Here is an 18,599-nt window from a genome sequence, read left to right on the forward strand (position 1 = left end):
TGTCTCCCACCGGCCTTGGCGCTCACCTGGGTGCTCCCGTCAACTCGTGTTCCGGCGCTGGGGCTTCTTCGGGCACGGCGCTCCCGCGCGGCTCGGGCCCGGACCCCGGTCCGGACCTGCCGGACCGGACCCGCCGCTTGCGTTCGAGGAGCAGGGCCGCCGCGGCGACGGCGCCGAGGCCCAGCAGCCCGAGGCCGGTCGCGCCCGCGATCCCCCAGGGCACGAACCAGGCGGAGGCGCTCCCCGTGGCGCGGGCACCGCCGGGGGCCGTGACGGTGAGGGTCAGTGCGACCCGGTCGAACACGGGGGCGCCGGGCCAGGGTTCGGACAGCTCCACGCGCTGGCCGGGCAGCACCTCGACCGGCAGGGTGCGTGCGCTGCGGCCCGCGACCTTGCCGAGGGTTCCCTCGGCACTGATGACGAGTTCGGGGGCGAGTGCCACGTTGCCGCGGTTGACCAGGGTGTACGCGACGCGCGCGGTCGCGCCCTTGCCCCGTACGGCGACGTCCTCGACCGTGAGCGCCGCCAGTACCGGGCCGCCGACGCGCAGATGGACCCGTACGCCCACCTCGCGGCCGGCCTCGGTGGCGACGACGGCGGCGGGGTGATCGCCGGGCGGGGAGCCTGGCGGCACGGTGACGGTGAAGGGGACCACGGCGCGGGTGTGCGCCGGGACCTTGACCGTGGTGCCCGAGCCGAAGCTGATCCAGAGTCCCGCGCCGGTGGACTCCTTCGCCGAACGCACGGCGAAGGCGCCGGCCGCCGTGTTGTAGGCGTCGGCGCCCCGCAGGGTGATGGTGTGCTCCCGGTCGCTGGTGTTGGCCAGGGCGAGACGGTCCTCCAGCACCGTGCCGGAGGGACCCGAGAGGTAGAAGTACGGGCGGGCGACGTACGGGCGGGCCCCGGCCTTCGCCGCCGCCGGAGCGCTCCCGGCGGCGGGCTCTGCGGTCCAGCCGGGCCCGTCGGCGCCGGCCGGGGCCGCCACCGTGCAGGAGAGCACGACTGCGGCCACGGCGGCGACGGTGGCGAGGCGGAACCCGCCGGACCTTCGGGGCGAGTGGAGCACGGGCATGACCGGGTGCGCTCCGTTCAGGACCGGGCCCGCTGGCCGCGCCGGGTCAGCCAGAGCACGCCGGCGGCGCCGGAGAGGATCACGGTGGCGCCGAGGGTTCCGAGGGCGATGGCCGAGTCCTCGGGGCCGGTCTGCGGGAGGCTGTCCCCGGTGGATCCGGTCGATCCGGTCGATCCGGTCGATCCGGTGGCGCTGCCGCCGCCGGGGGCCGTCACATCGAGTTCGAGGGACGGCTTGGGGCTGTTGCCCGGGGTACAAGTGGTGGTCGTACCCATCGCCTTGATCGTGAGCACGCCCGCGGTGAGCGTGACCTTGCCGGACTTCTTGGGCGTGTACGTGCCCGACAGGTCGCTGATCTTGATGGGCGTGTTGGCCGGGACGGCCTCGGGGTTGGGCGGACCGGAGACCGGTACCGACACCTTCTCCGCGCCGCCGACCACGATCACGGCACTGGGCGTCATCGCGCCCTTGCCGAGCTCGATGGGGCTGGAGGAGACGCCCTTCTGGAAGGACATCGTCAGCTTGTACCCGCTGCCCTCCTTGACCCCCTTGATCTCGATCGGCGAGACCGCCGATTTGTCCCCGATGGGGGTCTTGCAGTCGTACTGGACGTCGACAACGGCCGCATGGGCTGCGGGGGCGGCCAGCAGTACCGCCGCCCCCGCCAGCGCGGAGGCCAGCGCGAGCGCGGTGGAGCGTTTCCGGTCGGACACCTTCGTCTTCCCCTCGAACCTTGGGCCACAAGTTACTGACGGCACATCAGATTGGTGGCTCAAGGTACGCCCGGGGCCTTACGGAGGGAAGACAAAGAACAGCGCCGTATCAACAGCCCGTCCATAGGCCGCAGACCGCCCCCGGGGGCGGTCTGCGGCGTCCGGGTTAGGGCTGTTTCAGGCCGTCTTGCGACCCTTCTGCCAGACGGCCGAGACCAGTGGAACGCCCGGCCGGTAGGCGAGGTGGACGTGGCTGGGGGCGTCGAGCAGGGCGAGGTCCGCGCGGGCACCGGGGGCGACGATGCCGATGTCGGCGCGGCGCAGGGCGCGGGCGCCGCCGGCGGTGGCGGACCACAGGGCCTCGTCCGGGGTCATCCCCATGTCGCGGACCGCGAGGGCGATGCAGAACGGCATCGAACTCGTGTAGGAGGAGCCCGGGTTGCAGTCGGTCGACAGCGCCACGGTCACCCCCGCGTCGAGGAGGCGGCGCGCGTCGGGCCACTGCGCGCGGGTGGAGAACTCCGCACCCGGCAGCAGCGTGGCCACGGTCGTCCCGGCCGCCTGGGCGAGGGCGTCCACGTCGGCGTCGGTGAGGTGGGTGCAGTGGTCGGCGGAGGCGGCCTCCAGCTCGACCGCGAGCTGGACGCCGGGGCCGTGGGAGAGCTGGTTGGCGTGGACCCGCGGGATCAGCCCGGCGGCGGCGCCTGCGGTGAGGATCGCACGGGCCTGCTCGCCGTCGAAGGCGCCCTTCTCGCAGAACACGTCCACCCAGCGGGCGTACGGGGCGCAGGCGGTCAGCATCTCGCCGGTGACGAGGTTCACGTAGCCCGCCGGGTCGTCGGCGTAGTCCGGGGAGACGATGTGCGCGCCGAGGTAGGTGACCTCCTCGGTGTGCGCGGAGGCGATGCGCAGGGCCCGCGCCTCGTCCTGGACCGTGAGGCCGTAGCCGGACTTGGTCTCGAAGGTGGTGGTGCCCTGGCGGCGGGCCTCGTGGAGGTGGCGCAGCAGGTTCGCTTCGAGCTCGGCGTCGGAGGCGGCGCGGGTGGCCGCCACGGTGGTGCGGATGCCTCCGGCGGAGTAGCTGTGGCCGGACATGCGGGCGTTGAACTCCGCCGTGCGGTCGCCCGCGAAGACGAGGTGGGAGTGGGAGTCGACGAAGCCGGGGATGAGAGCCCGGCCCTGCGCGTCGAAGGCCTCGTCGGCGGGCGGGGCCTTGTCGGCGGGGCCGACCCAGGCGATGGTGTCGTTCTCGATGACGACCGCGGCGTTGTGGATCAGGCCCAGCGGGGTGCCGTCGCCCAGGGCGGGGTCGTTGGTGACGAGGCTGCCGATGTTGGTGATGGCTGTGGTGGTCATGATCCCTCGGGTCGTCGAGTTGTTTGTTCCCCCACCCCGCCCCTTCGCGAAACCGGGGTCTGCGGCCCCGGACCCCGTTCCGGGCGGAGTGGTCAGCCGCGGAGGGCTGCGATCGTGTTGGCGAGGATCGTCGGGACGTCCGCGACGAGGGTGTGCGACCCGTCGCGGACGATGTGGCGGCCGCCCACCACCGTGTGGCGGACGTCCGCTGCCGAGGCGGCGAAGACGGCCGTCTCCGCGCCGAGTCGGGGCAGCGCGCCCGCCGTGCGGACGGAGTCCAGGGCGATGGTGGTGAAGTCCGCGAGGGCACCCGCCTCCAGGCGGCCCGCCTGCGACCAGCCGAGGGCCGCGTGCCCGTCCTCGGTGGCGGCGGTGAGCAGGGCGTTCGCCGTCCAGTGGCCGCGCGTACGGCTGCTCAGACGCTCGTTCAGTTCCATCGCCCGTGCCTCTTCGAGCAGGTCGATCACCGCATGGCTGTCGCTGCCCAGCGAGAGCGGGCTGCCCGCGCGCTGGAGGCGGACGGCCGGGCCGATGCCGTCGGCGAGGTCGCGTTCGGTGGTGGGGCACATGCAGGTGCCGGTGGTGGTGGAGCCCAGGAGGGCGATGTCCCCGTCGGTGAGGTGCGTGTTGTGCACCCCGGTCGTGCGCGGGCCGAGCACCCCGTGGTCGGCGAGCAGCTGTGTCGGGGTGCGGCCGTGGGCCGCGAGGCAGGCGTCGTTCTCGGCGGTCTGCTCCGAGAGGTGGACGTGGAGCGGAGCCCGGCGTTCGGACGCCCAGCCGGCGACGGTGGCGAGCTGTCCCGCCGGTACCGCGCGGACCGAGTGGATCGCGGCGCCGATCAGGGCGTGTTCGCTGGGCTTGAGGGCCGAGACCCGCTCCGCCCAGGCGTCCGCGGTGCCGTCGGAGAAGCGCAGCTGGTGGGGGTTGGGGGCTTCCCCGAAGCCCGCCGACAGGTACGCCGTGTCCAGCAGGGTGATGCGGATGCCGGCCTCGGCGGCGGCCGCGATCAGGGCCTCGCCCATGGCGTTGGGATCGGCGTACGGGACTCCGCCGGGGGCGTGGTGGACGTAGTGGAACTCGCCCACGGCCGTGATGCCGGCCAGCGCCATCTCGGCGTAGACGGCCCGCGCGAGCGCGAAGTAGCTGTCGGGGGTGAGGTTCTGGGCGACCTTGTACATGAAGTCGCGCCAGGTCCAGAAGGTGCCCGAGCCGACCTGCACCGTCGAGCGCAGGGCCCGGTGGAAGGCGTGGCTGTGCGCGTTGGCCAGCCCCGGGACCGTCAGGCCGCGCAGGACCTCCGCTCCCGGGGGCGGGGTCTCGGCCCCGGTCCGCAGGGCGGAGATCCGCCCGGGGCCGATTTCCGCGGCGGAGCCGCTCGTGGACACGTCCAGAGCAACGCCCGGCTCGACATGGGTGCCGAGCCAGGCGTGCTCCAGCCAGTACGTCTTCAGCGGCACGCGAGGCCTTCCAGTACGTCGGCGAGGGCGAGGACGCCTGCCACGCAGTCGTCCTCGGCGGCGAACTCCCGCGGGGAGTGGGAGACCCCGGTGGGGTTGCGTACGAACAGCATGGCGGTCGGGACGGCCGCCGAGAGGATTCCGGCGTCGTGTCCCGCGCCCGTGCCGAGCACGGGGACGGCCCCGCCGAGGATCCGGTTCATCTCCTCGCGCAGGGCGTGCTCGAACTCGACGACCGGAGTGAAGGACTCCCGGACCACGTCCAGGTCGATGCCCTCCTGGTCCGCGCGCTCGCGGGCGGCCTTCTCGATGGCGGTCACGACCGTGTCGAGGGTGGCCTGGTCGGCGGCGCGGGAGTCGAGCCAGCCGCGTACGAGGGAGGGGATGGCGTTGACCCCGTTGGGCTCGACGGAGATCTTCCCGAAGGTGGCCACGGCACCGGCGAGGGCCGCCTCGGCGCGGGCCGCGAGCACGGTCTGCGCGTACGTGAGCATCGGGTCGCGGCGGTCGGCCAGCCGGGTGGTGCCGGCGTGGTTGGCCTCGCCCCGGAAGTCGAAGCGCCAGCGGCCGTGCGGCCAGATCGCGGAGGCGATGCCGACCCGGTCCCCGGACAGGTCGAGGGCGCGGCCCTGTTCCACGTGCAGTTCGACGAAGGCGCCGATGCGGGCGAGGCGTTCGGGGTCGGCGCCGATGGTCTCGGGGTCGTACCCGGCCGCCTCCATGGCGCGGGGCAGGCTGACGCCGTCCGCGTCGCGGAGCTCGTACGCCTTCTCCTTGGTCAGCTGTCCGGCGGCCAGCCGGGAGCCGACGCAGGCGAGGCCGAAGCGGGCCCCTTCCTCGTCACCGAAGTTGGTGATGGCCAGTGGCCTGGAGAACTCCGCTCCCCTCCTGCGGAGTTCGTCCAGGGCCGCGAAGGAGGACACCACCCCGAGGGGGCCGTCGAAGGCCCCGCCGTCGGGGACCGAGTCCAGGTGAGAGCCGGTGACCACGGCGTCCCCGGCCAGGGGGTCGCCGAGCCAGGCCCACTGGTTGCCGTTGCGGTCGGTCTCGTACGCGAGCCCGCGCGCCTCGGCCTGCGCCTGGAACCAGGTCCGGCAGTCGGCGTCGGCGCCGGTCCACGCGTAGCGGCGGTAGCCGCCGCTGCCCGCGTCCCGGCCGATGGGCCGGAGCTCGGCCCACATGTCGTGGAACGAGGCTCCGGCAGCGGCTTCCTGGGTCACGCCGAGTCGCCTTCGCGCATCGGGATGCGGACGCCGCGCTCGTCGGCGACCGTCTCGGCGATGTCGTAGCCGGCGTCGACGTGGCGGATGACGCCCATGCCGGGGTCGTTGGTCAGCACGCGGCGGATCTTCTCGCCCGCGAGCTTCGTGCCGTCGGCGACCGTGACCTGGCCCGCGTGGATGGAGCGGCCCATGCCCACGCCGCCGCCGTGGTGGATGGAGACCCAGGAGGCGCCGGAGGCCACGTTGACCATGGCGTTGAGCAGCGGCCAGTCGGCGATCGCGTCGGAGCCGTCGAGCATGGCCTCGGTCTCGCGGTACGGGGAGGCCACCGAGCCGCAGTCCAGGTGGTCGCGGCCGATGACCAGCGGCGCGGCGAGCGTGCCGTCGGCCACCATCTCGTTGAAGCGCTCGCCGGCCTTGTCGCGCTCGCCGTAGCCGAGCCAGCAGATGCGGGCGGGCAGTCCCTGGAAGTGGACGCGCTCGCCGGCCATCTTGATCCAGCGGTGCAGGGACTCGTTCTCGGGGAAGAGCTCCAGCATCGCCTTGTCGGTCTTGTGGATGTCCGAGGCCTCGCCGGACAGCGCCGCCCAGCGGAAGGGGCCCTTGCCCTCGCAGAACAGGGGGCGGATGTAGGCGGGGACGAAGCCGGGGAAGGCGAAGGCGCGCTCGTAGCCCGCCAGCTGGGCCTCTCCGCGGATGGAGTTGCCGTAGTCGAAGACCTCGGCGCCCGCGTCCATGAAGCCGACCATGGCCTCGACGTGCGTGGCCATCGACTCGCGGGCGCGGGTGGTGAAGCCCGCCGGGTCCTTGGCCGCGTAGTCGGCCATGTCGTCGAAGTCGACGCCGACCGGCAGGTAGGCGAGCGGGTCGTGGGCGGAGGTCTGGTCCGTCACGATGTCGATCGGCGCGCCCTCGGCGAGCATCTGCGGGAGGAGGTCGGCGGCGTTGCCGAGCAGGCCGATGGAGAGCGGCTTGCGGGCGTCGCGGGCCTCGACGGCGAGCTGCAGCGCGTGCCGCAGGTCGTTCGCCTTGACGTCGAGGTAGCGGTGCTCGATGCGGCGGTCGATGGCGCGCGGGTCGACGTCGATGCAGATGGCGACGCCGTCGTTCATCGTCACGGCCAGCGGCTGGGCGCCGCCCATGCCGCCGAGGCCGGCGGTGAGGGTGATGGTCCCGGCGAGGGTCCCGTTGAACTTCTTGGCGGCGACGGCGGCGAAGGTCTCGTACGTCCCCTGCAGGATGCCCTGGGTGCCGATGTAGATCCACGAACCGGCCGTCATCTGGCCGTACATGGTCAGACCCAGGTTCTCCAGGCGGCGGAACTCCTCCCAGTTGGCCCAGTCGCCGACCAGGTTGGAGTTCGCGAGGAGCACGCGCGGCGCCCACTCGTGCGTCTGCATGACGCCGACCGGGCGGCCGGACTGGACGAGCATCGTCTCGTCCTGCTTGAGGGTCTGGAGGGTGCGGACCATCGCGTCGTACGAGCGCCAGTCGCGGGCGGCCTTGCCGGTGCCGCCGTAGACGACGAGCTTGTCGGGGTGCTCGGCGACCTCGGGGTCGAGGTTGTTCTGGAGCATCCGCAGCGCGGCCTCCTGCTGCCATCCCAGGGTGCTCAGCTCGGTACCTCGTGCGGCCCGTACGGGGCGGGGTCCTGACATGGCGGTGCCTCCTCCGTTGTTGGTCAATCTATTCACATCTTTACCCCCTGAATAGATTCAGTCAACAGCTGCGGGCGGCCGCGCCGGATGATGGGATGGCGGACATGGCAGCCGACGCACACGCACACGCCGGCGCGGACTCCGACTCGGGCTCCGACTCGGGCTCCGCCGGGCGACGGGACCTGGCCGTACGGGCCGCAGTGGAGCAAGGCCTGATCGACGAGGATTCCCCCCTCCTCTGCCTGCTCGACACGGCCGGCATCCGCGCCTCCGCCACCGCCCTGACCAGCGCCTTCGCCCGGGCCCTCGCCCCCGGCACCCCCGTACTGCACGCCTTCGCCGTCAAGGCGTGCCCGCTCGTGCCGGTGCTGCGGCTGCTCGCCGACGCCGGGCTCGGCTGCGAGGTGGCCAGCCCCGGCGAGCTGGCCCTGGCCCGCGCGGCGGGGATCGCGCCGGAGCGCATCGTCCTCGACTCCCCCGCGAAAACGGCCGCCGAACTTCGGGAGGCCCTGGCCCTGGGCGTCGCGGTGAACGCCGACAACCCCCAGGAGCTGGCCCGGCTCGACGCACTCGTCCGGGCGGCGGGCCCCGCACCCACCGCCTCCCCGATCGGCGTACGGATCAACCCGCAGACCGGCGCGGGCAGCATCGACGCCCTCTCCACCGCCACGGCCACCTCGAAGTTCGGCATCGCGCTGCGCGATCCGGGTGCGCGCGAGTGGCTCGTACGGGCGTACCTGGACCGGCCCTGGCTCACCCGGCTGCACACCCACTCCGGGTCCCAGGGAGTACCGCTGGCGCTCATCGCCGAGGGGGTACGGGAGCTGTACGCACTGGCCGAGGAGATCAACGCGGCGGCCGGGCGGCGGCAGGTCGACACCCTGGACATCGGCGGCGGGCTGCCGGTGAACTTCACCTCCGACGCCACCACTCCCACCTGCGCGCAATACGTGAGCGCGCTGCGCACGGCCGTCCCCGGGCTCTTCTCGGGGGCCTACGGGCTGGTCACGGAGTTCGGGCGGTCCCTGACGGCCAAGCACGGGCTGGTGCTGACCCGCGTCGAGTACACGAAGACCACCGGCGGGCGGGCGATCGCGCTCACGCACGCGGGAGTCCAGCTGGCCACCCGAACGGTGTACGCCCCCGCGGCCTGGCCGCTGCGCATCCTCCCCTACTCCGCGAAGGGGGCTCCGCTGACCGGGCCCCTCGTGGCCCAGGACATCGCCGGACCGGCCTGCTTCGCGGGCGACCTGCTGGCGGCCGCGCGGGAGCTGCCGCTGCTGGCCCCCGGGGACCTGGTGTGCGTGCCCGACACGGGGGCGTACGCCTTCACCGCGCACTACGGGTACAACAGCCTGCCGCGCCCGGCGGTGCACGGCTTCACCGTGACCCCCTCGGGCGGGGTCCGCTTCGCCCTGGCCCGCGCGGCCCAGCCCATCTCCACGATCCTCACAGAGGCCGGCGCAGCCACCCCGGACGCCCTCCTCTGACACCCGGGGGCCGACCCGAGGGCCCGACCCGGGGCTGCGCCCCCGCCAACCCGCTGCGCGGAGCCCGTGAGCAGGCACGGCAGGGCGGTTCGGCCCTACGGGGCGAAGTCCCCGCTGCGACCCTTGCCGCTACGCGGGCGAAGTCCCCTACCCGCCCTTCCACCGTTCCCAGGGCCCGGCCCTGACCCGGTCCTCAAACGCCGGACGGGCTGGAAGGGGTACCGGGCTGCGCCCGGACCCCCTGGGGCTCCGCCCCAGACCCCGGTCCTCAAACGCCGGACGGCTGAGAATGCGCGGCGGGGCCGGAAGGCCCACCCGGTCGGGGGCGGAAGGCTTCCGGCCGGGGCGGGGACGGGGGCGCGGTGGGGACGGGGGCGGGGTGGGGACGGGGGCGGGGTGGGGTGTTGGCCGGGACGTAAAGCGTGATGTGTGGCGCAGGTACACCCCACAACTGTCGAAGCCACGCCCAGGGCGCCTAAATCATGCAGTCCAGGCCGACACCCCACCCCGCCCCCGGCCCCAGCCCCAACCACACCCCAGCCCCGCCGGCGTCGGCGTCGGCGTCGGCGCCGCATCATTGGTCGCCCACTCCGCCGAAGGGCTACTCCACGAACAGCCCGCGCGCCGCGGCCCGCGCGTCAAAGGCCTCCAGCCGCGCCTGGGCGTCCGGCAGCGCGTCCGCCATCGCCTCCAGCAGCACGCGCCCCAGCAGCATCGGCGCGCACGCCGTGTCGAAGGCCAGGCCGGTGCCGACGGGCGCGGGGATCAGCAGATCGGAGTGGCGGGCCACCGGCGCGAAGGCCGAGTCGGCGACCGTCACCACGGCCAGCCCGGCCCCCCGCGCGTGCTCCAGGGCCTCCGCGACCTCCTTCGGATGGCGGGGCAGCGCGAAGCACAGCAGGGCCGAGGCGCCGGCGCCCGCGGCCGCGTCGATCCGGTCGGCGAGCATGGAGCCGCCCTCGTCGAGCAGCCGCACGTCGGGGTGGACCTTCGCGGCGAAGTACGCGAACCCGCGCGCCTGCGAGGACGCCGCGCGCAGCCCCAGTACGGGCAGTGGGCTCGACCCGGCCAGCAGCCGCCCGGCCTCCCGCACCGGCGCCGGATCGGCGAGCATCGCGGAGAGCTGCCGCAGGTTCTCGATCTCGCCCTGCACTGCCTGCTGGTACTCGTTGTACGCGTCCTCGTCCCCGCTCCCGGCCCGCTCGGCGGGAGCCACCTCCCGCAGGTGCCGGCGCAGCGCGGGATAGCCGTCGAAGCCCAGCGCCACCGCGAACCGGGTCACCGAGGGCTGGCTCACCCCGGCCAGCTCGGCGAGCTCCACGCTCGACAGGAACGGCACCTCCGCCGCCCCGCGCACCATGCAGTGCGCGATGCGCCGCTGGGTCGGCGTCAGCCGGTGCCCCTCGAACAGCTTCTGCAGCCGGGCCGCAGGGCTCTCGCTCATCCCGTTCCCCTCCGTCCCGTCCGCCGGGCGGCCGGGCGGCCGCCAACGGGATATTCAGTCACCGAGCACTCTGCATGCGGTTATGCAGGACGGCAACCCGCGCCCGCGATCCGAGACCCTCCGGGGAGCTCGGCGCGGCCTCCCGGGGGCTACTCCACGCAGCCTCCACGCAGCCTCCCCGCACCTCCCCCGCCCCAGACCAATTCGCTTGACCGCCTGACGACCCGCCCTTGATCCTCGAGTGCGGCCGCGCCGAGACCCACCGGCCAATACCCCCCACATCCAAGCGAATTGGCTGCCCCTCCATGGTGTCCTCGTCCATCTCCGCCCCACCCAGGCGCCGTTCCCGCCTCTGGACCGGGAACTTCGGCCTCTACTTCACCGCCCGCGTCGTCTCGATGCTGGGCGACACGATGATGCCGGTCGCCCTGGCGGTGGCCATGATCTCCCTCGGCTACGGGGTGAGCGGCATCGGGTACGCGCTCGGCGCGTGGATGGGCTCCTTCGCCCTCTTCGTGGTGTTCGGCGGAGTGTTCGCGGACCGCTTCCACCCCCTGCCGCAGATGATCGGCGCGGACGCGGTCCGCTGCGCGGCCCAGGGCTCCTTCGCCCTGTACCTCTGGCTCGGCCACCCGACGCTGTGGTTCGTCATCGGCGGATCGGTGCTCGGCGGCATCGCGACCGCGATGTTCCAGCCGGGCACCGCCAGCCTCGTACCGCAGGTCTCCGCCGACCCCACGCAGGCCAACGGCGTGCTGCGGGTCAGCGAGGGCGCGTCCACGATGGCCGGTCCGGCCATCGCCGGCGTGCTCGTCGCCACCACCTCTACGGCCTGGGTGTTCGCCATCGACGCGGCCACCTTCGCCATCAGCGGGATCTGCCTGGTGGCGCTCGCGCTGCGGCTGCCGCGCTTCACCTCCGGCCGCCAGGAGTCCACCCTCGCCAACCTCCGGGAGGGCTGGCAGGAGTTCCGCTCCCGGTCCTGGCTGTGGGCGGTCATCCTGATCTGGTGGGTCCTCGGGGTCTGCGTCTGGGGTCCGCTCACCCCGCTCGGCGCGGCCTCGGTCATCGCCGAGCACGGCAAGGCGGCCTTCGGGTACGCGGAGGGGGCCTTCGGGGCCGGCTGCGTCCTCGGCGGCCTCGTCGCGATCCGGATCCGCCCGGCCCGCCCGCTGCTCGGCGGGGCCGTCGCGATGTTCGCGTTCCCGATGATGCCGCTGGCGGCCGCCCTGGTCCCCGACCTGCCGCTGCTGATGCTCGGCTACGCGGTCAGCGGCGTGGGCTGGGCGTTCTGGGGCGTCCAGTGGTCCACCACGGTGCAGACGCAGATACCGCAGGACCGGCTCAACCGGGTGACCGCGTACGAGGTCGGCGGCTCGATCCTCGCCATCCCCTTCGGCCAGGTCCTCGCGGGCCCCGCCAGCGGCCTCTTCGGCGTCCGCCCCCTCCTCCTGGCCGGCGCCGCGATCGGCCTCGGCTGCGCCCTCGCCCTCGTCCTCGTACGCCCCGTCCGCACCCTGGTCCGGCGCGATACGGGGGCTAGCCCCAGTGCCGGCAAGGACGGCGGCTCCTAGGGTGGCGGGATGGAGTCCCAAGAGCTGAAGAAGGAACTCTCCGCCACGCTCGACGCCCGGCGGGAGCTGGGGGCGGAGTACGAGGCCGCACTGGTGGACTCGTTCGTGGAGAAGGTCGACACGCAGGTCCGCCGGCGCCTCGCGGAGGAGCGGATCTCCGCGGCCCGGGGTACCCACCCGAGTGCGGCCGGCTCCCCGGACGGGAACTTCGGCGAGCGCTTCGGCTTCGCGATCATCACCCTGGTGCTGGCGATCCCGCTCTCCGCGATCGGCGCCGCGCAGGCGGGCCTCAGCGGTCTGGTCGTCGCCTGGCTCGGCATCCTGGGCGTCAATTACGTCCACGCGGCGAAGTTCCGCCGGCTCCACCTGGGCGAGCGCCGTCCCGATCCGCTGGACTGACGGTCGGGCGGCAGGGGCCCGGTAGGGCCGGCGGGCCGCTCGCGCGCACGAATATGCGCGGGGACCGCCGCACCCCGGTTTCCCGGGGGCGGGACGACGGCGGTCCCCGCGCAGGACACGGGCCGGGTCAGGGCCGTCCGCGCGTCCGTGGCGTCCAACGCGGTCCGGGAGCCGCTCCGGAGGTGCGCCGACGCCGTTCGTGTTGCCGGCCGGGTCCCGGTTTCCCGGGCTTCCCTGCCGACAACCACCACTGTGCCGGAGCCGTGTTAAGCCGGTGCTGCCGTCACGTGACGGGCCCGTACCGTTTGCGCGTCGTCCGCACGCGGCACCGCACGCAGCCCCGCGAGCAGCCCCGCGAACGGCTCCGTACGCGCTACTTGGCGCCCTTGGCCAGGAACGCCAGCAGGTCCTGACGGCTCACCACACCGGTCGGCTTGCCCTCGACCAGCACGATCGCCGCGTCGGCCTCGCCGAGCACCGCCATCAGCTCGGAGACCGGCTCGCCCGAGCCGACCTGCGGCAGCGGCGCGCTCATGTGCTTCTCCAGCGGGTCGCCGAGGGAGGCGCGCTGCGCGAACAGCGCCGCCAGCAGCTCCTTCTCGACGACGGAGCCGATGACCTCGGCGGCCATGACGTCGGGGTGGCCGGCGCCCGGCTTGACGATCGGCATCTGCGAGACGCCGTACTCGCGCAGCACCTCGATGGCCTCGCCGACGGTCTCCTCCGGGTGCATGTGGACCAGGGAGGGGATGCCGCCCGCCTTGTCCGCGAGCACGTCGCGGATGCGGGCCGAGGGGCCCGCGTCCTCGAGGAAGCCGTGTCCGGCCATCCACTCGTCGTTGAAGATCTTGCTGATGTAGCCGCGCCCGCTGTCCGGGAGCAGGACGACGACCACGTCGTCCGGGCCGAGGCCCTCGGCCGCCTTCAGTGCGGCGACGACCGCCATGCCGCAGGAGCCGCCGACGAGGAGGCCCTCCTCCTTGGCGAGGCGGCGGGTCATCTGGAAGGAGTCCTTGTCGGACACCGCGATGATCTCGTCGGTCACGGTGGGGTCGTAGGCGGTGGGCCAGAAGTCCTCGCCGACGCCCTCGACGAGGTACGGGCGGCCCGAGCCGCCGGAGTAGACCGAGCCCTCGGGGTCCGCGCCGATGACCTTCACGCTGCCGCCGGATGCCTCCTTGAGGTACCGGCCGGTGCCCGAGATCGTGCCGCCCGTGCCGACGCCGGCGACGAAGTGGGTGATCTTCCCGGCCGTCTGCTCCCAGAGCTCGGGGCCGGTGGTCTCGTAGTGCGAGCGCGAGTTGTTCGGATTGCTGTACTGGTCGGGCTTCCAGGCGCCCGGGGTCTCGCGCACGAGGCGGTCGGACACGTTGTAGTACGAGTCCGGGTGCTCGGGGTCGACGGCGGTCGGGCAGACCACGACCTCGGCTCCGTACGCGCGCATGACGTTGATCTTGTCCATCGAGACCTTGTCAGGGCAGACGAAGATGCACTTGTAACCCTTCTGCTGGGCCACGATGGCGAGTCCTACACCCGTGTTGCCGCTCGTGGGCTCCACGATGGTGCCGCCGGGCTTGAGTGCTCCGCTCTGTTCGGCGGCCTCGATCATCCGCACGGCGATCCGGTCCTTCACGGATCCGCCGGGATTGAAGTACTCGACCTTGGCCAGGACGGTGGCCTGGAGGCCTTCGGACACACGGTTGAGCTTCACCAGCGGGGTGTTGCCGACGAGGCTGATCATCGAGTCGTGGAATTGCACCATGTTCTCCAAGGAGGGGACTCCACGGGTTCTCCGGGAGGCACCGCCAGACTATGCGGAAAGGGATTGGCCGACCGGCCGTACGGGGCAGGAAGGTCAACAGGACGGCGGGGTCTGCAGGGACGGCACAGGGATCCGGCCAAGGACCGAGAAGGTGGCTTGAAGGGTGTCCAGGGCGAGGACGGCCCGCCGCATCGCGGCGGGGGCGGCGTACGGCGGTGGCGGGCTCGGGCTCGTCGGAGCCGCCGCGGTCGGGCTGGTAGTGGCGGAGATGCAGTTCGCGAAGCGCACGGTCGGCACGGGTCTGCCGGATCCGCCGCGCGCGGACGGGCTGTACGGGAGCGAGTTCGGCGGCCCCGAGATGAGTCCGGGCCCGCTGCGGTTCGGCGTGCTGGGGGACTCCACGGCCGCCGGGCTGGGGGTGCGGCGGGCCAGACAGACTCCGGGCGCCCTGCTGGCCTCGGGGCTGGCGGCGGTGGCCGAGCGGCCGGTCGAGCTGCGCAACGTGGCGCTCTCGGGTGCCATGTCGGACGACCTGGACCGCCAGACGGGGCTGCTGCTGGACGGTGACGGCCCGCCCCCGGACGTGTGCGTGATCATGATCGGCGCCAATGACGTGACCCGCCGGATGCCGCCCACCCAGTCGGTGCGGCTGCTGACCGCCGCCGTACGCCGGCTGCGGCTGGCGGGCTCCGAGGTGGTGGTCGGCACCTGTCCGGACCTGGGCACCATCGAGCCGGTGTACCAGCCGCTGCGGTGGCTGGCGCGCAGGGTCTCGCGCCAGCTGGCGGCCGCCCAGACGATCGGGGTGCTCGCGCTGGGCGCCCGTACCGTCTCCATCGGCGACCTGATGGGGGCGGAGTTCGCGGCGAACCCCCGCGAGATGTTCGGACCGGACTCCTACCACCCGTCGGCGGAGGGGTACGCGACCGCGGCGATGGCCATACTGCCGACCCTGTGCGCGGCCCTGGGCGTCTGGCCCGAATCGGACCGGCTGGACGTCTCGCGCAACGAGGACATGCTCCCGCTGGCCAAGGCCGCCTCGGCGGCGGCGGGGCAGGCCGGCACGGAGGTGACCGGGGCCCGCGGCGCATGGGCCCTGCTCAAGTACCGGCGCAGGCGCCGGGTGCCGGGCGAGGACCTCGCGCAGGAGACGGGAGGAGCCGCAGCACCGGCCGGAGCGGCGGGCGGCACGGCGGGCGCGTCCAGAGCGACCGGAGTCACATCGCATGGACAGTGACCTCGACGGTACGGGGCGGTAACTTCGCATGCGGTCCCGGTACGACACCACCTCCCTTGGAGCCCCGATGCCCGAAGCCGTCATCGTTTCCACCGCCCGTTCGCCGATCGGGCGCGCCTTCAAGGGATCCCTCAAGGACGTCCGCCCGGACGACCTGACGGCCACGGTCATCCAGGCCGCCCTCGCCAAGGTCCCCGGCCTGGACCCGCGGGAGATCGACGACCTGATGCTGGGCTGCGGGCTCCCGGGCGGCGAGCAGGGCCACAACCTCGGCCGGATCGTCGCGGTGCAGATGGGCATGGACCACCTGCCGGCCACCACGATCACCCGCTACTGCGCCTCCTCGCTCCAGACCTCCCGGATGGCGCTGCACGCCATCAAGGCGGGCGAGGGCGACGTCTTCATCTCCGCGGGCGTCGAGATGGTCTCCCGGTCCGTGAACGGCTCCTCCGACGGCATCCCGGGCACGCACAACCCGCTCTTCGCCGAGTCCGAGGCCCGTACCAAGGAGGTCGCCGAGTCCACCGGCTCCTCCTGGCACGACCCGCGCGAGGACGGCCGCACCCCCGACGCGTACATCGGGATGGGGCAGACCGCGGAGAACCTGGCCCGGCTCAAGGGCGTGACCCGCGCGGACATGGACGAGTTCGGCGTGCGCTCGCAGAACCTGGCCGAGGAAGCCATCAAGAACGGCTTCTGGGCCCGCGAGATCACCCCGGTCACCACCCCGGACGGCACGGTCGTCTCGCAGGACGACGGCCCGCGCGCCGGGGTCACCCTGGAGGCCGTCCAGGGACTCAAGCCCGTCTTCCGCCCCGACGGCCTGATCACGGCCGGCAACTGCTGCCCGCTGAACGACGGCGCCGCGGCACTGGTCGTCATGAGCGACACCAAGGCGCGCGAGCTGGGCCTGACCCCGCTGGCCCGGATCGTTTCCACCGGCGTCACCGGTCTCTCCCCCGAGATCATGGGCCTGGGCCCGGTCGAGGCCTCCAAGCAGGCGCTGAAGCGGGCGGGCCTGACCGTCGGCGACATCGACCTGTTCGAGATCAACGAGGCCTTCGCGGCCCAGGTGATCCCCTCCTACCGGGACCTGGAGATCCCGCTGGAGAAGCTGAACGTCAACGGCGGGGCCATCGCCATCGGTCACCCCTTCGGGATGACCGGCGCGCGCATCACGGGCACGCTGATCAACAGCCTGCAGTTCCACGACAACCAGTTCGGCCTCGAAACCATGTGCGTCGGCGGCGGTCAGGGCATGGCCATGATCATCGAGCGGCTGAGCTAGTCCGAGCAAAGCAGGGCCGTCGGGATCAAGAGCCGAGGCCAGACGCCGTAAGGGATCCGCTTGATCCCTTACGGCGTACTGACACCGAATCTAATCCTGTCGCGGCCATTCTGTGACCAAATGTCCCCCAGGATGTGACCTTAGTCCTGGGGGATCATTGTTTTCGCAGGTCAGGCCCGGTTCAGGCGGGGACTTCGGGACGAAAGGCCTGTCCAATTCATGACGTAATGCACTGCAAGCCATTCCCAGGTCAGGACAAGCTGATGTAGGAAGTCGGGGGATCGAATCAATCAGGAGTTAGTCAGTGAGCGCCATGTCTCTTGCCCTACTGCTGACCACGGCCGCTGCCACGGCCGTCGGCGCTGCTGCGCTGCACGCCGTCCACGGGCTGCGCAAGCAGGTCACCGCACTGCGCGGTGAGCTGACGGTTTCGCACCCCCGTGGTGCCACCGTCCCGCACGCCCGCAGCGCCGTGGAGTCCCCCGCCGCCGAGATACGAGCCGCCGTCGCCGAGGCCCTGGCCGAGGAGCGCGAGCGCGAGCTCGCCGAGGCGCGCGCCTTCTGGGCCGCCCAGGAGGCGCGTGACGCCGCCGACGCCCCCTCGCTGCTGGGCGGCCTGTCCGGCCTCGGCGAGGAGAGCCCCGTCTTCCTGCCCCGGCAGGCGGACATGGTCGGCCTGGAGCCGATCCTGGGCGACGACGCCGAGGACTACCAGGGATACCCGGAGGACTCGGCCGAGCTGGCCGCCGCCCGCCGGCGCCACCCCTCGCACCCCGACTTCGTGCCCGTGCAGGCCTCGCACCCCGGCGCCGACCACGAGCGCACGGTCAACCGCCTGGAGGAGCTCGCGGAGGCCCGTACGGCCCTCGCGGACGTCCGCCCCGGCCCGCTGGGCACCCTGGACGTGTACGTCTTCACCGACGGCACCACGCTCTGCATGACCCCGGGCCACCGGGAGACCGCCGAGCGGCTCGCAGACGCCCTGCGCTCGGGCAGCGCACCGGTCCTGCTGGGCGGCTCGGGCATCTCCGGCGCCTACGCGCTGACCTTCTCCTGCGGCGACTCCGAGGATCCGGACAGCAACGTCTACATCCTCGCCGACCGCGTCATCGCATCGCTCTGACCCACCGCATCGGTTCGCTTCACCGCAGCGCCCCGGCTTCCGCCTGATCCACCAGCCGAACGGCCTCGTCCAGCATCTCGGACGGGGCCTTCGCCGCGTCCGGGCCCGGTCCCGCCGCGGAGCCCGCCACCCGGCCCGCCGCCGCGGCGTGCAGGGCCTCCGCGAGGTCCGTCCCGGCCACCGCCAGCTGGTCGCCGACGACGAAGATCCCGGCGTCGGGCATCGTCCGCGCCGGAGCCGCCCCCGTGCCGCCCCTTGCGGCCGTACCGCCCGCGGAGGCGGCCTCCAGCCGCTGGGCCCGCAGCGAGAGCTCCCGGGCCAGGTCCAGCGCCACCTCGGCGGCACCCTGCTGGAGGCGGCTCTGCGGGGCCGCCCGCAGCCGGTCGGCGAAACGTTCCACGGCGGCGGTCAGGGGTGAGGTATCGAGCACCCGGCCGACCTTACGCGCCGCCCCGGCGCCATTGCCAACGGGCGAACTCTCCGGCACGGTGGCGTGAAGGGAACAGCACAGCAAGGCGATACCTCCGGAGGCGCCCATGTCCGTAGAGTTCTCCGAGCAGACGCACCGCAACATGATCGACAGAATCCCCCAGACCACCGGTCGTGAACTCTCCGACTGGCTCAGGGCCGTGGACGACGGCCCCTCCCTCGTCCGGTTCGAAGAGAAGGTCAGCTGGCTGCTCGGCGCGCACGAGCTGTCGTACGGCCAGGCCAAGGCGATCATCCACGAGTACGACCTGCGCAGGGCCGCCCGCAAGTTCGGCTGAGCCGGCCCCTGCCCCCGTCCACAGCCCCCGACTTCA

At 73.0% G+C, this 18,599-nt stretch carries 16 protein-coding genes; 7 read left to right on the forward strand and 9 right to left on the reverse strand.

Annotation, left to right across the window (positions count from 1 at the left end; translation table 11 throughout):
- Positions 1-22 precede the first annotated feature (22 nt).
- The 6 genes from ACFYM0_RS07770 to hutU form a co-directional block, all read right to left on the reverse strand.
- Positions 23-1,072 (reverse strand): hypothetical protein, encoded by a 1,050-nt coding sequence (locus tag ACFYM0_RS07770; protein ID WP_388497852.1) that lies wholly within the window; start codon positions 1,070-1,072, stop codon positions 23-25.
- Between the two features lie 17 nt (positions 1,073-1,089).
- Positions 1,090-1,785: an LPXTG cell wall anchor domain-containing protein gene (locus tag ACFYM0_RS07775; RefSeq protein ID WP_388497854.1), complete on the reverse strand. Its 696-nt coding sequence runs from the start codon at positions 1,783-1,785 to the stop codon at positions 1,090-1,092.
- A 177-nt stretch (positions 1,786-1,962) separates the two neighbouring features.
- Positions 1,963-3,141 (reverse strand): imidazolonepropionase, encoded by a 1,179-nt coding sequence (hutI, locus tag ACFYM0_RS07780; RefSeq protein WP_388497856.1) that lies wholly within the window; start codon positions 3,139-3,141, stop codon positions 1,963-1,965.
- A 92-nt stretch (positions 3,142-3,233) separates the two neighbouring features.
- Positions 3,234-4,598: a formimidoylglutamate deiminase gene (locus ACFYM0_RS07785; protein ID WP_388497859.1), complete on the reverse strand. Its 1,365-nt coding sequence runs from the start codon at positions 4,596-4,598 to the stop codon at positions 3,234-3,236.
- Positions 4,589-5,779 carry an allantoate amidohydrolase gene (locus ACFYM0_RS07790; RefSeq protein WP_388498485.1) on the reverse strand — a complete coding sequence of 397 codons (1,191 nt, stop codon included), beginning with the start codon at positions 5,777-5,779 and terminating at the stop codon, positions 4,589-4,591. The genes ACFYM0_RS07785 and ACFYM0_RS07790 overlap by 10 nt, the downstream gene beginning before the upstream one ends.
- A gap of 35 nt (positions 5,780-5,814) precedes the next feature.
- Positions 5,815-7,479, reverse strand: coding sequence for a urocanate hydratase (gene hutU / locus ACFYM0_RS07795; RefSeq protein ID WP_388497860.1), 1,665 nt, complete (start codon positions 7,477-7,479; stop codon positions 5,815-5,817).
- A gap of 104 nt (positions 7,480-7,583) precedes the next feature.
- Here hutU and ACFYM0_RS07800 point away from each other — a divergent pair, with 104 nt between their 5' ends.
- Positions 7,584-8,969 carry a diaminopimelate decarboxylase gene (locus ACFYM0_RS07800; protein ID WP_388497863.1) on the forward strand — a complete coding sequence of 462 codons (1,386 nt, stop codon included), beginning with the start codon at positions 7,584-7,586 and terminating at the stop codon, positions 8,967-8,969.
- A 601-nt stretch (positions 8,970-9,570) separates the two neighbouring features.
- On the opposite strand, the gene ACFYM0_RS07805 is transcribed toward ACFYM0_RS07800, so the two are convergent.
- Complete coding sequence (locus ACFYM0_RS07805; protein WP_388497866.1) at positions 9,571-10,413, reverse strand: MurR/RpiR family transcriptional regulator; 843 nt, start codon at positions 10,411-10,413, stop codon at positions 9,571-9,573.
- A gap of 305 nt (positions 10,414-10,718) precedes the next feature.
- Here ACFYM0_RS07805 and ACFYM0_RS07810 point away from each other — a divergent pair, with 305 nt between their 5' ends.
- The gene (locus tag ACFYM0_RS07810) at positions 10,719-11,987 is read left to right on the forward strand and encodes an MFS transporter (RefSeq protein WP_388497868.1); all 1,269 of its coding nucleotides are present in this window, start codon (positions 10,719-10,721) and stop codon (positions 11,985-11,987) included.
- Between the two features lie 9 nt (positions 11,988-11,996).
- The gene (locus ACFYM0_RS07815) at positions 11,997-12,386 is read left to right on the forward strand and encodes a hypothetical protein (RefSeq protein ID WP_388497871.1); all 390 of its coding nucleotides are present in this window, start codon (positions 11,997-11,999) and stop codon (positions 12,384-12,386) included.
- A 373-nt stretch (positions 12,387-12,759) separates the two neighbouring features.
- On the opposite strand, the gene ACFYM0_RS07820 is transcribed toward ACFYM0_RS07815, so the two are convergent.
- A complete protein-coding gene (locus ACFYM0_RS07820; RefSeq protein ID WP_327257502.1) occupies positions 12,760-14,145 on the reverse strand; it encodes a cystathionine beta-synthase in 1,386 nt (461 codons plus the stop codon).
- A 166-nt stretch (positions 14,146-14,311) separates the two neighbouring features.
- On the opposite strand from ACFYM0_RS07820, the gene ACFYM0_RS07825 reads away from it, so the two are divergent.
- The 3 genes from ACFYM0_RS07825 to ACFYM0_RS07835 all read left to right on the forward strand — a co-directional run bounded on the left by ACFYM0_RS07825 (position 14,312) and on the right by ACFYM0_RS07835 (position 17,796).
- Positions 14,312-15,385 (forward strand): SGNH/GDSL hydrolase family protein, encoded by a 1,074-nt coding sequence (locus ACFYM0_RS07825; RefSeq protein WP_388497872.1) that lies wholly within the window; start codon positions 14,312-14,314, stop codon positions 15,383-15,385.
- 67 nt (positions 15,386-15,452) lie between these two features.
- On the forward strand, positions 15,453-16,673 hold the full coding sequence (locus tag ACFYM0_RS07830) for an acetyl-CoA C-acetyltransferase (RefSeq protein WP_388497874.1): 1,221 nt from the start codon (positions 15,453-15,455) through the stop codon (positions 16,671-16,673).
- A gap of 313 nt (positions 16,674-16,986) precedes the next feature.
- Complete coding sequence (locus ACFYM0_RS07835; RefSeq protein ID WP_388497876.1) at positions 16,987-17,796, forward strand: hypothetical protein; 810 nt, start codon at positions 16,987-16,989, stop codon at positions 17,794-17,796.
- Between the two features lie 19 nt (positions 17,797-17,815).
- On the opposite strand, the gene ACFYM0_RS07840 is transcribed toward ACFYM0_RS07835, so the two are convergent.
- Positions 17,816-18,226, reverse strand: coding sequence for a hypothetical protein (locus ACFYM0_RS07840; protein WP_388497877.1), 411 nt, complete (start codon positions 18,224-18,226; stop codon positions 17,816-17,818).
- Between the two features lie 106 nt (positions 18,227-18,332).
- On the opposite strand from ACFYM0_RS07840, the gene ACFYM0_RS07845 reads away from it, so the two are divergent.
- Entirely contained in the window at positions 18,333-18,563 is a 231-nt protein-coding gene (locus ACFYM0_RS07845) for a DUF4287 domain-containing protein (RefSeq protein ID WP_250736957.1), read from the forward strand.
- Positions 18,564-18,599 lie beyond the last annotated feature (36 nt).

Origin of the sequence: Streptomyces sp. NPDC006487, assembly GCF_042870555.1 — a bacterium.
Classification (GTDB): Bacteria; Actinomycetota; Actinomycetes; order Streptomycetales; family Streptomycetaceae; genus Streptomyces.

What these genes read in the sequence shown, in the direction of transcription:
- ACFYM0_RS07835 (WP_388497876.1), top strand. Translation starts at nt 16,987, where the DNA reads ATGTCTCTTGCCCTACTGCTGACCACGGCCGCTGCCACGGCCGTCGGC.
- ACFYM0_RS07805 (WP_388497866.1), bottom strand. Translation starts at nt 10,413, where the DNA reads ATGAGCGAGAGCCCTGCGGCCCGGCTGCAGAAGCTGTTCGAGGGGCAC.
- hutI (WP_388497856.1), bottom strand. Translation starts at nt 3,141, where the DNA reads ATGACCACCACAGCCATCACCAACATCGGCAGCCTCGTCACCAACGAC.
- ACFYM0_RS07790 (WP_388498485.1), bottom strand. Translation starts at nt 5,779, where the DNA reads ATGTGGGCCGAGCTCCGGCCCATCGGCCGGGACGCGGGCAGCGGCGGC.
- ACFYM0_RS07810 (WP_388497868.1), top strand. Translation starts at nt 10,719, where the DNA reads ATGGTGTCCTCGTCCATCTCCGCCCCACCCAGGCGCCGTTCCCGCCTC.
- ACFYM0_RS07800 (WP_388497863.1), top strand. Translation starts at nt 7,584, where the DNA reads ATGGCAGCCGACGCACACGCACACGCCGGCGCGGACTCCGACTCGGGC.
- ACFYM0_RS07815 (WP_388497871.1), top strand. Translation starts at nt 11,997, where the DNA reads ATGGAGTCCCAAGAGCTGAAGAAGGAACTCTCCGCCACGCTCGACGCC.
- ACFYM0_RS07845 (WP_250736957.1), top strand. Translation starts at nt 18,333, where the DNA reads ATGTCCGTAGAGTTCTCCGAGCAGACGCACCGCAACATGATCGACAGA.
- ACFYM0_RS07830 (WP_388497874.1), top strand. Translation starts at nt 15,453, where the DNA reads ATGCCCGAAGCCGTCATCGTTTCCACCGCCCGTTCGCCGATCGGGCGC.
- hutU (WP_388497860.1), bottom strand. Translation starts at nt 7,479, where the DNA reads ATGTCAGGACCCCGCCCCGTACGGGCCGCACGAGGTACCGAGCTGAGC.
- ACFYM0_RS07770 (WP_388497852.1), bottom strand. Translation starts at nt 1,072, where the DNA reads ATGCCCGTGCTCCACTCGCCCCGAAGGTCCGGCGGGTTCCGCCTCGCC.